The following is a 13,881-nucleotide window of genomic DNA, read 5'->3' on the forward strand; positions in this document are numbered from 1 at the left end:
GAGAAAAATGATGTTTAAACCTTTACTTATTTCAACGTGTGTTGCCGCGGCTTTGTTGCTCACTGGCTGTAATGATAATAAACAAGCCACTGAACCTGTGGTAGAGGCGCAGCCTAAAGAGCCAGAGTGGAAGAGCTGGACGCCATTGTTAAACGGAGAAGCGGAAGAATATAAAAAGCGCTATGGTGAGGAACTAATTCCAACTTCCCGCGAGGTGATCAGCGAGCACAACAGCATAATCTACTACCCCAATGGCTATCGCGCTTATGATGTGCAAGTGGCGAGTGAGTGGCCGCGTGAAGACCGCACGGATGTCGATAGCTACAGCGAGCCGCGAATGCTGTTCATTTGGAATAACTTGAAGGAAGGCGCAGACGAAGAGACGCAACGTAAAATTTGGAGTATGAAGGTCGATTACAGTGATTTGCGTTTAGTGCATATTCCGCAAGGTAAAGGAACGATTAGAACTGAAGCACAAATGTCGCCCGATGGACGCTACCTCGGTTACATGGCCTCAAACAACAAGTATATTGTCGATTTAGACAGCGGGGAAGAGGTGTTGGTGGGCAGTGAGAGCGGGCGGACTCAATTGAACTGGACCGCAGACAGTCGCTATGTGTTTTTTGGTGATGGCTGGGTGTATAAGCGTTATGAGCCAGCCACCGGGGAGATCGCCGAGTTTACATCCGATGAGTACGTGCATGGCATTAAGCACCGTTATGTCGGTGATAAACGAATTGTGTTGCACGCATTAGGGTATGAAATTTATCAAGGCAGCAGTGGTGTTTTGGCTGATGAAGGATTGAAACTGACAGCCGACGAGCACACGGTGCAGCGCTCACGAATAAATCCTTCATTCTCAAGTATTGACCCTTTGGGGCAGTGGCTGTTTGCCAGCAATAATGCGCAGGAAAATATTTACGTTAATCTTGAAACTCAAGAGGTTGAAAAGCGCTCTTGCGATATAGGGAATAATCAACTTGGTCCGGGTGGCGAGTTTGCTTATGGTGGATTGCAATATATCGACACCCGCACATGCCAGCGCCACTCCAATTTGTTGATCACTGAGTTATCAGCTCTTCCTTGGGGAATTTCTTTTTATAATCTTGGGGGCAGCAATGAGTAATTTTCAGCCCCATCCAGAGCACAGTGACAGTGAAATTTTAACCTTAAGAGATAAGCTATATCTGTTTCATGTCAATGCGGTTGAGCTTGATGGTAATCGCCAAATTAGCTTTAAAAACCTTGCAGAGAACGGCATTGCCAGCGAGAGCGATATCTTGCCGCTGTGTAACACGCCGATAATAGCCAGGGTCGACGATGAGCCGTTGGCCTTGTGGGGCAGCTGTGAAGAGGGCATAGTTCATCATTTGTTACCACTAAAGAGAGTCGGCGGTGAGCTGGACGAGCAGATGCTCAGCCTAGACAGCTATGTACCCAGATCACTTATTGAAGTGCCCTTAGATATCACGGGTGCGGCGACGCAAGCACGCCAGGTGGAGTTGCTATTGCCACAACTGAGCCATTTGGCCGCCTATATTGGCAGTCTTGACTTTGACAACGATTCGTTGCCAGAAGCTTGGCTCGAAGCGTTTGTTGCAAAAACCGAACAAGAAGCGAACTTTCAAGTTTATCACCTACAGCCGGTTTGGCCTGAGCAACTGCAAGCGCCAGACTTAGCGAGCTCTGCCAAGGCGGCAGCCAGTTACCAAGAGTGGCATCAACAGCATGTCTCTAATTTACCATTAAACGGTTTTGCGGTTTCGAAAGCGGCAGTGATCTATGTGCAGTTTAATTCCGGTGACTTTTTTAGACAGAATATCGAGTTGATTGATGATGCAGGGATTCGTCCTACCCAGCGATTTGAAATTACTGACTCAGGTGCAAATAACAACAGTGCTTTTGCGTGTTTCTTCTTGCATGAGCCAGCGCCAACGGGGCGCTACCGTTTTCGGGTGATATTTGAGGCTCGTCGAAATGTCGAATTGATACCGTATATAGATCCTGAGCAACTCAAACTAAGCGAATCTGGGCAGTATTATTACGAATTTTCTGAAGTGCTCAGCTTTGATCTGCATACCTCGTTTGGGCCCATCGCGGTGGTCAGTGGCGATCCGGTCAGTTTAGAAGAGATGCTGATCAGTAAATACCCAGAGGAGCTGGCCTATCTGCATGAGGCGTACAGTGGTACCAATACACCTCCTGCTATCAAGTCTATTACCGATCCATTGGCGAATACACGCAAATTGGCACGCGGCGCCATGAGTTACGCGAATGGTTTTATTAATGTTAATGGCCATGTCAAGGTCGATGGTTATTTTCAAGCAGATGGTCAACATAGCAAAACCGACTTTCGCGGCGCTGGCATCGATTTAGGTAAAAACCTGCTTGATGCGATAGAGGCAGGTAGTGACGGTCAGGCGATTCCGAGTGAGATGAAAAAGATCATTCAGAGCGTGTTTGCGTTGCACGACAGTGCAGACAAATATGGCAAGTTTATGGCGGCGCTTGAAAACCGTGGCAAAACGATTTCGGTTGCTGATTTTAGTCGTCGGGTATTTGAGCGTCATTTGGGGCCATTGCCTTCAAGTGACCATTTATACCAGTTTAAGGTTTCACGCCGTCATTTGGCTCCGTCGCTAACTTCGGAGAAAGCCTATTTTCGCGCGACTATGGCATCTCGGGCATTAACCATTGCTAATACCGCGTTAGCGGTGGATAAACTGCGTAAAGATATCTCGATTGTTAATCAAACCGAGGCGCAGTTAGATGACAGCAAAAAGGCACTGGAAAAAGCGGTGTCGAGCTATGTTCGCTACTGCATTTTACCAACCGAACGTTCTGCCGGGCTGGATGATTTTGGCGGTAATATAGAGCTGCGTGGCAATGAGATGGTGGCTTGCTTTGAGTTTTCTTTTGAGAAGAACGCGACAACCACATCGGAAGGTACTGATAAACTTGCTGCGATAAAAGCGTATATGACTGCGTATCCGCGTTCACGAGTTTATATTGTCAGTCATGCAACGCCAATCAATACCCGAGAGCATAACGACGCACTGGCACTAGACAGAGCTAGCCACATTGCCACACGATTAGGGCGTTCTGGAGAAGATCCGCGAGTGAAACTCGACTTTATTGGCTGTCGGGGCGTTTATGTGCCTGAAGCGCAACGAAGGGTGGTGACAGTGACACTTTACTCTGGAGAGTACGGGGTGGAAGTCGCACAAAGTCGCGGATTGTTCCAGTTGTTGGAGCGACACCGTTATGCATGTCAACTCGGAACCGAGGCGTTAGATGTGCAGCAAAAGCAACTGCGTATGCAAGCCTTTGAGGTTTTAGTGAGTACTGCGGGCTTCATTCCTGCTATAGCGCCTTATGTGGCGGGACGCGCATTGCTTAAAGAGGCGAGCGGACTGGTGACCGGGGTTGGCAGCATTATTGATGAGTGTTTTCTTAATAGCCGCTACGCAATCGCTGCGCAGCGCGAAAAGAAAACAGAGCATTTTGCTAATGTGTATGAGCTTGAACGTAAACTGATTCAAGAATTTACTGAAAACTTCAGCGGCTATCGTAACGACTGGGGCAGGAAAAAGTTTGCGAGTGAAGCTGAACTGAAAGCATTCTTGTTGAAGGGAGCCGATCTTGGGCAGGTTATCTCAGACCCAGAGAGTATCGAGTTTCGTAATGAGTACTGTGAATTTATTGTTCGTCAGTATTATAGCCGTGCTATCGCATTGAGTGGTTTGATGCGTTTGATTGACTATTTTGAACTGAAAAATCAACGTGATGAAAGCTTGTTCGATAAACGTGATGACATTATACAGGGGTATATTAATCACTACTTGTGTGATGATCAGTGGTTAGATTGTTACGATGGCTACTCGCTGTTTGGCGTATGGTTAGATGGCCATTATGAAGCAGAGGTGAGAAGCTCTAGTGCGCTTTACCAATACGTGAAGAATTCGCAAGACTCCCGAGTCACCTATAATACCCCCACTCAGCGAATCATTGCTGCGGAATTACTTGCGTCGGGCGATACGCTTGATGACTACATTAATAATCAATTGAGTCAACGGGATCGTCGCTCATTTCGAATGGAAGGTTTTCGTTCGACTTTTCCTGTTCTTAGCCAATACACCAGAAATCAACGGGCGTTGTCAGGGCTGAGTAGCTTGATTCAAGTAGATAAAACGGATTTTACAGCCAGAGATTTTGATTATATTGGCATCTATTTTTCGTCTTATGTGGATGAAGCGAAAACGGGCAAAGAAAACTGGCAGGAGTACGATACGAAACGCCATACACTGACACCGTTCGATAAGGTGATGTTTGTGTTGATCGTTAAGGAGCCTAAAGAGAGTAAGCGAGCCTGGGCTCATCTTGATATTGGTTATGATCGTTACGTCTACTTTGTTAAAGATGTTAAAGGGCCCGTTTTTCCGGCGACGATGACTCAGCAGAGAAGGCTGGACTTGCCGAAAGTGGTTGCAGAAAACAGCAAGGTTAAAGCGCTGTTCGATAACGATAACGACACTCAGCTCTGTGTGGCGTTTCAGCCATTTTATCACTTTGGTGTGACCCATTTTTGGGGGCTGAAACCACTGGCAGGCAACGATACAGGATGGATAGGTCGCGGGCTTGAAGAGAAAATGACGTATCGGCTTAAAGTTTCGACACAGGGTGGCCAGTTCAATTATAAGAAAAACTGTATCAATTTTGCCATAAACACCTCTGAGTTGGCGACAGATGAACGGCCTAATTTGGGAATAGAGAGGCAGGGGAAGATGTTTTATCAGCGGGACCTTTTAGTGCCGCAATTCTATTTAAGATCGACAACAAATAGTCAGTATCCTGATTTGTTTACTAAAAATCAGAATCATCTGCATCGCTCTGGGCAAACCAAGTTGGCAATTTTTACGCAGGTGGGTGATGGCGAGTTGCAAGATGCTTTCGGCTATAAACTGGACAGTCGCTCGGGCGTGTGGGATCAATCTGTGCGATTCTATTTTGTGCTAACCATTGGAAATGATCACTACAATGAGCGCTTAGTACCCGATTTTGGAAAAATGCAGTTGAGTTTAGAGGGTATTGAGATCAATTGTGAGTTGCTTGGCAAGAATGGTAAGGGCTTACCGATACATGTAGAAACTAAGCTGGTTGGCGAACTGAAACATAGTGACCCAAATAGGCGCTCTATGCAGTTTTGTCCTGTAAATGATTCGCTAAGCACTCAAGAAATGCAGCTTATTACCTACTTGGAGCAGCTGAATGATGAAGAGCTTGCGTTGATTGGCATGAAAGGAGCCCTGATGCAACGAGGCATGTATTTTGGCGCTAAAAGGCAGCTTTATGTAGGGTGTTTTGAGTGTCAGTATGAGGCGCCGACGGGGAAACGTGTCAAAGGCTTACGACCGCTAGGGGTTGATATTAACCAGGCGACAGCACCGTTAGAGTTTGAGTTTGGAGCGTTTAAGTTAAATAGCAGTGATGGCGCATCAACCGTCATTAAGAATAGGCGTAAGGGCGTTAAACCTCAGTTTAAAGATAATCCATATGCGGACGATCCAAGAGCGCGTTCACATACATTTGAAGAGCGTGATAACTATACTTTTACAGTCGATGCCCCAGAAGATTGGCTTTCGGCACCGTGGACGCAGCAACCTAAATACGGTAATAGCGGGCTGTATGAGAGGTGGCAGAGAAAACCGACAGAGCATGAAAAAATCGTTAAAGAGTGGGTGAAGGAAAATAATAGTTGGCAGTATCGCATTCCTGAGGGGGAGATTTGATGGCGAGACTGGCGAAGTAGAGTAAGAATGAACCATCAACCGAGCAGATAGGCTTTAGTTTGGTGTGATGGTATCACTCTTTGGGTGGGTAACTTCAGCGAGGGGCATGTAGCCCCCTTACTGTTGAGAAGCACGAGTTTAGGCATTTTGGTTTATGTTGTGCTTTTTAATTTTATGGTGAAGTGTACTAACGGGGACTTCGAGCTCTTTTGCGACCCGGCTGGTTTGCCAATTGAATTTGCATAGATAATTAGACAGTAAGTCCCGCTCGTATTGGCTAACGGCTTCTTTTAGAGATCGATTTTGGTTGGGTGTCGTCACATCTTGTAAACCGTTAATGTTGTGATACTGGTTATCAGTGGCAAAGGTGTTTAACTCATGCCCAAGCGGCAGGTTGCTAGTGCTAGTCAGGTCGCTGGTATCTGCCTCCTCTCCGAACTCGATATTGTCAATTTTTTCTAAATCTGACAGCAGGATAGAGCGTTCTATTATGTTGCGTAGCTCGCGGACATTGCCAGGAAAGTGATGGCGACAGAGGAGCTCTTTGGCATGTCGGGTGATTGTTGGAGCCATCTTGAGGTGTAGCTTTGTGGCGGCTTCACGAATAAAAAGCTCAGCCAGCGGGATAATATCGTCTTGGCGCTCACGCAGTGGTGGTAATGTGACTGGAAAAACATTGAGACGATAAAACAGATCGGCTCTAAAGTCGCCTTTCTTAATTTGCGCCATTATATTGCAGTGGGTGGCTGCGATAACGCGCACATCAATGTCTATCTCTTTTGTGGCACCGATACGGCGTACTTTACGCTCTTGTAATACACGCAGCAGTTTTGCTTGCAGTAGTAATGGCATGTCGCCAATTTCATCTAAAAACAGGGTGCCGCCATTGGCCGCTTCAAACAGTCCAATTTTGTCTTTATCTGCGCCAGTGAACGCGCCTTTTTTATGACCAAACAGCTCAGACTCGAGCAGTTGCTCGGGGATGGCTGCACAGTTTTGCGCAATAAAGGGTTGCGTGGCACGATCTGAGTTCGTGTGAATATATTTGGCAATCACCTCTTTGCCTGACCCCGTTTCACCACGCAGTAATACGTCAACAGGTAAGCGGAGTATACGCTGCAGCCGGTCCATAACGGTATTCATAGCACTGCTATGTGCGATTGGGCCGTCGTAGTTAACATGTTGGCGGGCTTTTAGCTGTCGGTTTTCTGCACTTAGCGCACGATTGTCTGATTCGAGCTGACGAAGATCATGACCAAAGGTCTCTAATAAGATGGCTTGGCGAATGCTGGTCGAGGCGAGTTGGGTAAATACACTGAGGCTCTGTTCGTCATCGATGATGTATAAATCAAACAGAACCAGCAGGCCGACAGTGATGCCCTGTTGATCTCTAAGTGGCCACGCGACAAGGTTATTGCTTTTTATTCCTATCGCGCGCTCTGTTTCATAGATCTGTTCACAGTCGTAGCCATTGTATTTGTACAGCTCGTTGATGAGAACCACTTCCCCTGATTGAAGCGCGAAACTGAATGGGTCATTCTCCGCTAAATCTTCGTATGCAAGGGCAGACCATGGGTGGTTGGATTGCGGTGCATTATTCTGATGCACCGCAAGAGGAACCAGCTGATCGCCAGTTTGATTAAGAACATAAATAATACCGTGCGTTGCCTGGGTTAGTTGGCGGGCAGCAGCCAAGATGGCGTTCATGGTTGACGCCAATTGGCTGCGATCAGCCATCGACTGGCTGATCGCAATGAGGGCATTATTGAGTTCGTCAGCTTTAGCTGAAGGCATACTCAATGTTTCCTTGCTCAGTGACTGAAATGGTTAAACAGCGATGAGTCGTGTTGTCTTCAATATGGCTAAGTAGCTGGTTTGATAGTTGCGGCAACAGCTGACGGTTGATTACAGCATCAATATTGCGTGCTCCTGTGTCGCTCAAGCGGCAATTGTTCAAAATAAAGGTCACCAAATCTTGCTCGTAGCTCAAGCTGAGGTGGTGATAGTTAGCCAAACGCTGTGCCAGTTTGGTTAGTTTATGCTGGATAATATCGGTCATCGCTTGATCGCTTAATGGTAGGTAAGGAACCACATTCATACGTGCCAACAAAGCAGGTTTAAAGTGGCGACTTAATACCGGGCGGATCCCTTCAGCGATGCTTAGTGCGTCGACGTCACTCTCCTGTTGGCTTAGTGCTTCTATTTCTGCTGAGGCAAGATTACTTGTCATGATAATTAGGGTGTTTTTAAAGTCGATGGCTCTACCTTCGCCATCATTTAAGGTGCCTTTATCAAAGACTTGATAAAACAGATTCATGACTTCGGGATCGGCTTTTTCAACTTCATCCAGTAACACGACAGAGTAAGGCCGTTGGCGTACCGCTTCTGTCAGCATTCCGCCTTCACCATAGCCGACATAGCCCGGTGGCGAGCCGATCAGGCGTGAGACCGTGTGCTTCTCTTGAAATTCCGACATGTTGATGGTGGTCATGAAGCGCTCACCACCAAAGAGTTGATCTGCAATGGCAATGGCTGTTTCGGTTTTACCTACTCCACTAGGGCCCACGAGCAGGAAAACACCGGTTGGTGCATCTGGGTTAGACAGCCCAGCTTTAGCTGCCTTTAACCCTTCCGCCAATGCGTTAGTGGCGAAGTGCTGCCCTTTAATGCTGTTATTTAGGCTCTGCTCTAGAGCCAGCATGGTTGCTGACTCATTTTGTTGCATTTTGCCAAGTGGAATGCCCGTCCAGTCGGCAATTACTTGGCCAACCTCTTCCGGTCCAACTTCAAAATGCACCAGTGGATGGTTGCCTCGTATCTTATCGAGCGCTGCGCGGCACAGGTTAATAGCGGATAGGTAGCTGCTACGCTGTTCGGCTGCTTGTGCGTCGTCCATTGGCGTTTGCGCTGCTTCCTCGGTATTTTCGTCCGCATGATTGACAGCGTGTGGGTGAGTTAACAAATGTAGCTTTTCACGCAGGCTGATGATCTCTTCAATATGTGTCTTTTCTTGTTCCCACTGAGCCTGTAAACTCGCTTTATCTTCATCAAGTTGTTGATTTTCTTCTTCAAGCGTCGGGATTGTCGCTAATGCAAGAGGGTCGCCAGTTTGTTGCGCTTCATCGCGGCGCAGTGCATCCAGTTCGCGCTGATTGGCTGCGATCTGTTGTTGCAGGCTTTCGATACTGGCTGGTGTGGCGTTTAGGCTGATATTGACACGAGCACAGGCGGTATCGAGTACATCAATTGCTTTATCTGGAAGTTGACGACCCGAAATATAACGAGATGATAATTCAGCCGCGGCAATAATCGCGTCGTCTCGAACGTAAACATTGTGCGACTTTTCATACGCTGGGCGCAGGCCACGGATGATTAAGGCCGCTTCGCGTGGCGATGGTTCATCAAGTTTTACGAGTTGGAAACGTCGTGCTAGCGCGGGGTCTTTCTCGAAATACTTTTTGTATTCAGACCAAGTCGTTGCTGCGATGGTCTTTACTTCGCCACGAGCCAACGCCGGTTTTAAAAGGTTAGCGGCGTCGCTACCGCCAGCAGCATTACCACCACCAACTAAGGTGTGGGCCTCATCAATGAACAGTATTATCGGCGTTGGCGAATTCTTTACTTCTTCTAATACTGCATTCAGGCGTTTTTCAAATTCACCTTTAACGCTGGCACCAGCTTGAAGCAAGCCCATGTCTAACCCATACAGCTCAACGCCTTTTAGAATGTCTGGAACATCGCCTTCAACGATTTTCAGTGCTAAGCCTTCCACTACCGCTGTTTTACCTACACCAGGTTCGCCTACTGCAATAGGGTTATTTTTACGACGGCGGGCAAGAATATCAATAATTTGTCGAATCTCGCGGTCACGACAGAAAACAGGGTCGATACCACCGTTACGCGCTTTGCCGGTAAAATCCGTCGTAAATTTGCTGAGCGCTGAGCCTTCGTCTCGGGGTTGCTCAGCAGTGGTAGCCACTTGTGATTCGATAGAGTTGGTAGTGAGTTCGCCGAAATTACGCTTTAGGTTATCAACATTTATCTTTTCAAAGTGTTGTGCGTAACTGTGCTGCCCATAGCGTAGAGGGTTGTTAATTAATGAAAGAAGCAGTGTTCCTGTTCTTACCTGTGTTAGTCCAAGATCGATCGAGGTAGTCAGCCATGTTTCTTGTAGCCATTCAATCAGCAGCGCGGAAAAAACTGGGCGTCCACCATTGGCTTTTTGCCCCTGCTCGAGTGTGCTATGCAGTGCTTGACGAAGTAGATGGGGTGAACAGTCAAAATGTTCGAGTAATAGGTCAATATCTGAATTTGGTCGCTCTAATAAGCTAAGTAATAAGTGCTCAATTTGAATTTCAGCGGAGCGTTCCGCAACAGCTAATGCGGCGGCATCTTCTAATGCTGTTTTTGCTAATGGGTGCAAACGCTCTATTAATGAGGAAAGATTTACATTAATCATAATAGTAGATTCGAATAAAAAAGATGGGCAGAGTATAAAGCAAATGCAGATTGCTTGTTTTTCATTGCTACTTTTTAACGCGTTGATTTGGTTGCTTTAACTGTTTAAATTTTTACTCCGTTGGTTATCAATAGCGAAAAAAAGGCGAATTGCATTAATTTATATTTATTCTCACTTATTGTATTGGTGAAATAGCTTTTTGTCGTAACTTGCGCCGGGGATCTATTTTAGTTTTTAGGGTGAACTTTTCGGCTGTTGCTATTTCCTCTCGGGATGTTTAATTTTTTGTTTCTGATTGACGATTTATTAGATGGGTCATCTGATTTATTGGACAGCCTAAGAGAAAGAAAAGCGCGCGATATTTCTAAATCCTTGATTTTAAAGGCTTTTAAAAGTTGGCATGCATATTGTACTGTAAAGCATAATCGCGGTGATTAGCGATTCTCTAATTTAATCGAATTTTAAGAAAGGAATTTATTATGCCTAGCCCAGCTTATATGTCTATTAATGGCGAAACTCAAGGTCATATCACTGCCGGTACTTACAGCGCGGACTCTGTTGGTAACAGCTGGCAAGAAGCTCACATTGATGAGTTTCTAGTGCAACAACTTGACCACGCACTAACTGTTCCACGCGATCCTCAAAGCGGTCAGCCAACAGGCCAGCGCGTGCATCGCCCATTGATTGTTACTAAGTCACAAGACCGTTGTTCGCCACTATTGTTCAACGCATTGGTTGGCGGTGAGAAGCTGCCTGAGTGTGAATTGCGTTTCTACCGTACTTCTGTACAAGGTAAGCAAGAGCATTACTACACCGTGAAATTGATTGATGCACTATTGGTTGATATCGAAACTCGTATGGCGCATTGCCAAGATGAAGCAACTGCGACACGCAACATCGAAGAAGTACTTAAGTTTACTTACCGTGCAATTGAAGTAACCCATGAAGTATGTGGCACTGCTGGTAATGATGACTGGCGTGCTCCTCGCGAAGCATAATTTTGACGGCTAGTTAGTGTTTTTTGATATCAATAAGTGTAGGTAACGATATGAGCGGCGATACGCGTTTTGAATTTGTTGTACCTGAGTGTGAGCACCTGTTCCGTGTTGAAGGATTTCAGGTGCAGGAGTACCTGTTTCAGCCATTTCAAATCTCGCTGAATGTTATCTCGGAAGATGCTGATATCGAGTTTGAAACACTGCTACGTCAAGCGGGTGTCCTGTCTTTGTTCGGACAGGGCACCGATGTATCACGCGTGTTTCATGGTGTGATTAATGAAGTCCGTTTTTTAGGGGCGGGGCGTCGTTTTAGTCGTTATCAAATTAGTCTGGTACCAGCGATTTGGTTCTTGTCTCAGCGTCAGGATTGTCGGATTTTTCAGACAAAATCGGTGCGTGATATTGTAGATGAAGTCTTAGCGGACGCTAAGATAACTGATTACCGTTGGGATGTGACGGGCGATTACGCTGCACAAGAGTACATTCTGCAATACCGCGAGAGCGATTTAGACTTCATTCATCGTATTATGTCTCAGCATGGGATGTGGTATTTCTTCGAGCACCATGATGCGGGTCATACAATGGTTATTGTAGACAGCAATGATGTGATCGCGCCGCTGTATAGTAGCGAGGAGAACAGTGCCGCTCCGGGCGATACAATTCGCTTTATACCTCCAGGGGGAGGACTACCAGACCGAGAGCATGTGTTTGGTTTAGATGTTGGTCGGCAGGTAAAAACGAGCGCAGTTACGCTGTCTGACTACGACTATCGCCAACCCAACTTGCCTTTAATGATGGGGGACGAGCAGGAAATAGATAATGACTTAGCGTTTTTTGATTACCCTGGGCGCTATCGTGCGGCATCAGATGGGCACAATCATGCGCGTTTCCTAGTTGCTGCGCATCATGTCAACAGTGTTATGGCTCACGGGCAAGGGTGCGTAATGCGCATGACACCAGGTTATAGTTTTGCACTTGCTCAGCATCCTCGCGCTGCGGTTAATACGGAGTATTTGCTGGTTGGGATTCAGCATTATGGCAGTGACCCTCAGGTTCATGAGGAGGAGAGCAGTGGTGCGCCCACCTCTTATTCTAATCAGTTCGCTGCGGTGACGTTGAGTGAAGAATTTAAAGTGCCAGCTTGTCCTGCTCCGGTGATTGAAGGGCCACAAACGGCTGTGGTGGTGGGGCCACAAGATGAAGAAATCTATACCGATGAAATGGGCCGAATTAAGGTGCAATTTCATTGGGACCGTTATGGTGAATTTGATGATAACAGTACCTGTTGGATCCGAGTAAGCCAGTCGATGGCAGCCCCTAACTGGGGAGCCGTTTATCTACCACGAGTTGGCCATGAAGTCGTAGTCACGTTTATGGAAGGTAATCCAGATCGGCCGTTGGTAACAGGGGCGGTGTATAACGGTGCTCAGCCTCTGCCGTATTCGTTACCGGATAATAAAACTCGAACCACTATTCGAACTCAAACCCACAAAGGTGAAGGGTATAACGAATTGAGTTTTGAGGATGAAAACGGGCGTGAGCAGCTCTATATGCGTGCTCAGAGAAACATGGTGACGGATGTTCTTAATGATCAGCATACTGATATAGGGCATGACCAGCACTTGAAAGTGGGGCGCCATCAAATTAATGAGATTCAAGAGAATCAATATAGCAAGGTTCATGGTGCTAAGACTGCAGAGGTACTTGAAACCTTTGACGAGACGGTGCATGGCGATGTCACGGTCAGTTATAAAAGTAACGAGACGGTGACCATTGCTGAAGATGCTAAGGCTGATATAGGTAAGGATCGGCACGTGCGGGTTGGGGGCAGTGATACCCTTGCAGTAGAAGGACATCGAAATACCAATATTACGGAAAACCATACTGCAGTTATCGATGGTCACAGCAGCTACCAAGTGGGTGAAACATATCGTCTGCAGGTGCAGGGGGCGACCTCTATCCAGTCCAGTGCTTCGACCGAGATTATCAGTGCAGACAATATTGTATTGAAAGCCGGAAACGCCCAGATTTCGATGAATAAGAGTGGTGCTATTCGAATTAGCGGAACAGCAATTACTATTGATGGTAGCGATAAGGTGATTGTAACGGGCGGTAAGGTAGCGATTAATTAATGACTCAGTCCTATTTCTCAACTCAGAAAGAGGCCAGTGGGGCTCTTTGTGTTACGGCGTCACATGAGGTTGGTGCGCGCGAGTTGCCCCGGTTTGGTACGATTGAAGAGATCATTGTAGAACAAGGTTGTGTAAAGGTGATGTACGATGCCAGCCCAGCCCCCATAAGTGCGTTGGCACGACTAGGGCGAGGCTTTTCTTTAGAGGAGCTGACATTAGCACTCCAAAATAAACTCACTTGCCGCATCGAGTTTATTGACGGAGATATCAATTTACCTTTGGTGACCGACATATTTTTTTCTCTGATTGATAATCGTGACACGTTAGTGTTAAAGGCGAAAAAGATTCAAATTGAAGCGGAACAAGAGTTAACGTTAGGATCACAAGGCGTGACAACACGCTACAGTGGCCGAGACCAACGCATCACGACGGAGGCAAAATATATTACCTCTCAGGCTGAAAAGGCCAATCAAATTCGAGGGGCCAGTATTTCACTAAATTAG

General features: G+C 46.6%; 7 protein-coding genes. 5 read left to right on the forward strand and 2 right to left on the reverse strand.

The window, feature by feature from the left end:
• Window positions 1-7: 7 nt before the first annotated feature.
• On the forward strand, window positions 8-1,126 hold the full coding sequence (locus tag ACKLNH_RS07685; RefSeq protein ID WP_413111677.1) for a TolB family protein: 1,119 nt from the start codon (window positions 8-10) through the stop codon (window positions 1,124-1,126).
• Complete coding sequence (locus tag ACKLNH_RS07690; RefSeq protein WP_413111678.1) at window positions 1,119-5,789, forward strand: OmpA family protein; 4,671 nt, start codon at window positions 1,119-1,121, stop codon at window positions 5,787-5,789. Before ACKLNH_RS07685 ends, ACKLNH_RS07690 begins: the two co-directional genes overlap by 8 nt.
• A 138-nt stretch (window positions 5,790-5,927) precedes the next feature.
• Here ACKLNH_RS07690 and ACKLNH_RS07695 read toward each other — a convergent pair whose 3' ends face one another.
• Window positions 5,928-7,583 (reverse strand): sigma 54-interacting transcriptional regulator, encoded by a 1,656-nt coding sequence (locus ACKLNH_RS07695; protein ID WP_413111679.1) that lies wholly within the window; start codon window positions 7,581-7,583, stop codon window positions 5,928-5,930.
• On the reverse strand, window positions 7,570-10,248 hold the full coding sequence (gene tssH / locus ACKLNH_RS07700) for a type VI secretion system ATPase TssH (RefSeq protein ID WP_413111680.1): 2,679 nt from the start codon (window positions 10,246-10,248) through the stop codon (window positions 7,570-7,572). The genes ACKLNH_RS07695 and tssH overlap by 14 nt, the downstream gene beginning before the upstream one ends.
• A gap of 479 nt (window positions 10,249-10,727) precedes the next feature.
• Here tssH and ACKLNH_RS07705 point away from each other — a divergent pair, with 479 nt between their 5' ends.
• Genes ACKLNH_RS07705 through ACKLNH_RS07715 form a run of 3 tightly spaced genes read left to right on the forward strand, consistent with a single transcriptional unit; the run spans window position 10,728 to window position 13,881 of the window.
• Window positions 10,728-11,246, forward strand: coding sequence for an Hcp family type VI secretion system effector (locus ACKLNH_RS07705; protein WP_413111681.1), 519 nt, complete (start codon window positions 10,728-10,730; stop codon window positions 11,244-11,246).
• A gap of 50 nt (window positions 11,247-11,296) precedes the next feature.
• Window positions 11,297-13,378, forward strand: coding sequence for a type VI secretion system tip protein TssI/VgrG (gene tssI, locus ACKLNH_RS07710; RefSeq protein ID WP_413111682.1), 2,082 nt, complete (start codon window positions 11,297-11,299; stop codon window positions 13,376-13,378).
• Entirely contained in the window at window positions 13,378-13,881 is a 504-nt protein-coding gene (locus ACKLNH_RS07715) for a hypothetical protein (RefSeq protein ID WP_413111683.1), read from the forward strand. The genes tssI and ACKLNH_RS07715 overlap by 1 nt, the downstream gene beginning before the upstream one ends.

Origin of the sequence: Thaumasiovibrio clandestinus (genome assembly GCF_047250365.1) — a bacterium.
GTDB lineage: Bacteria > Pseudomonadota > Gammaproteobacteria > Enterobacterales > Vibrionaceae > Thaumasiovibrio.

Bases quoted from the DNA above. Each gene is read 5' to 3' on its own strand.
- ACKLNH_RS07685 (WP_413111677.1), top strand. From the start codon at position 8: ATGATGTTTAAACCTTTACTTATTTCAACGTGTGTTGCCGCGGCTTTG.
- ACKLNH_RS07690 (WP_413111678.1), top strand. From the start codon at position 1,119: ATGAGTAATTTTCAGCCCCATCCAGAGCACAGTGACAGTGAAATTTTA.
- ACKLNH_RS07695 (WP_413111679.1), bottom strand. From the start codon at position 7,583: ATGCCTTCAGCTAAAGCTGACGAACTCAATAATGCCCTCATTGCGATC.
- tssH (WP_413111680.1), bottom strand. From the start codon at position 10,248: ATGATTAATGTAAATCTTTCCTCATTAATAGAGCGTTTGCACCCATTA.
- ACKLNH_RS07705 (WP_413111681.1), top strand. From the start codon at position 10,728: ATGCCTAGCCCAGCTTATATGTCTATTAATGGCGAAACTCAAGGTCAT.
- tssI (WP_413111682.1), top strand. From the start codon at position 11,297: ATGAGCGGCGATACGCGTTTTGAATTTGTTGTACCTGAGTGTGAGCAC.
- ACKLNH_RS07715 (WP_413111683.1), top strand. From the start codon at position 13,378: ATGACTCAGTCCTATTTCTCAACTCAGAAAGAGGCCAGTGGGGCTCTT.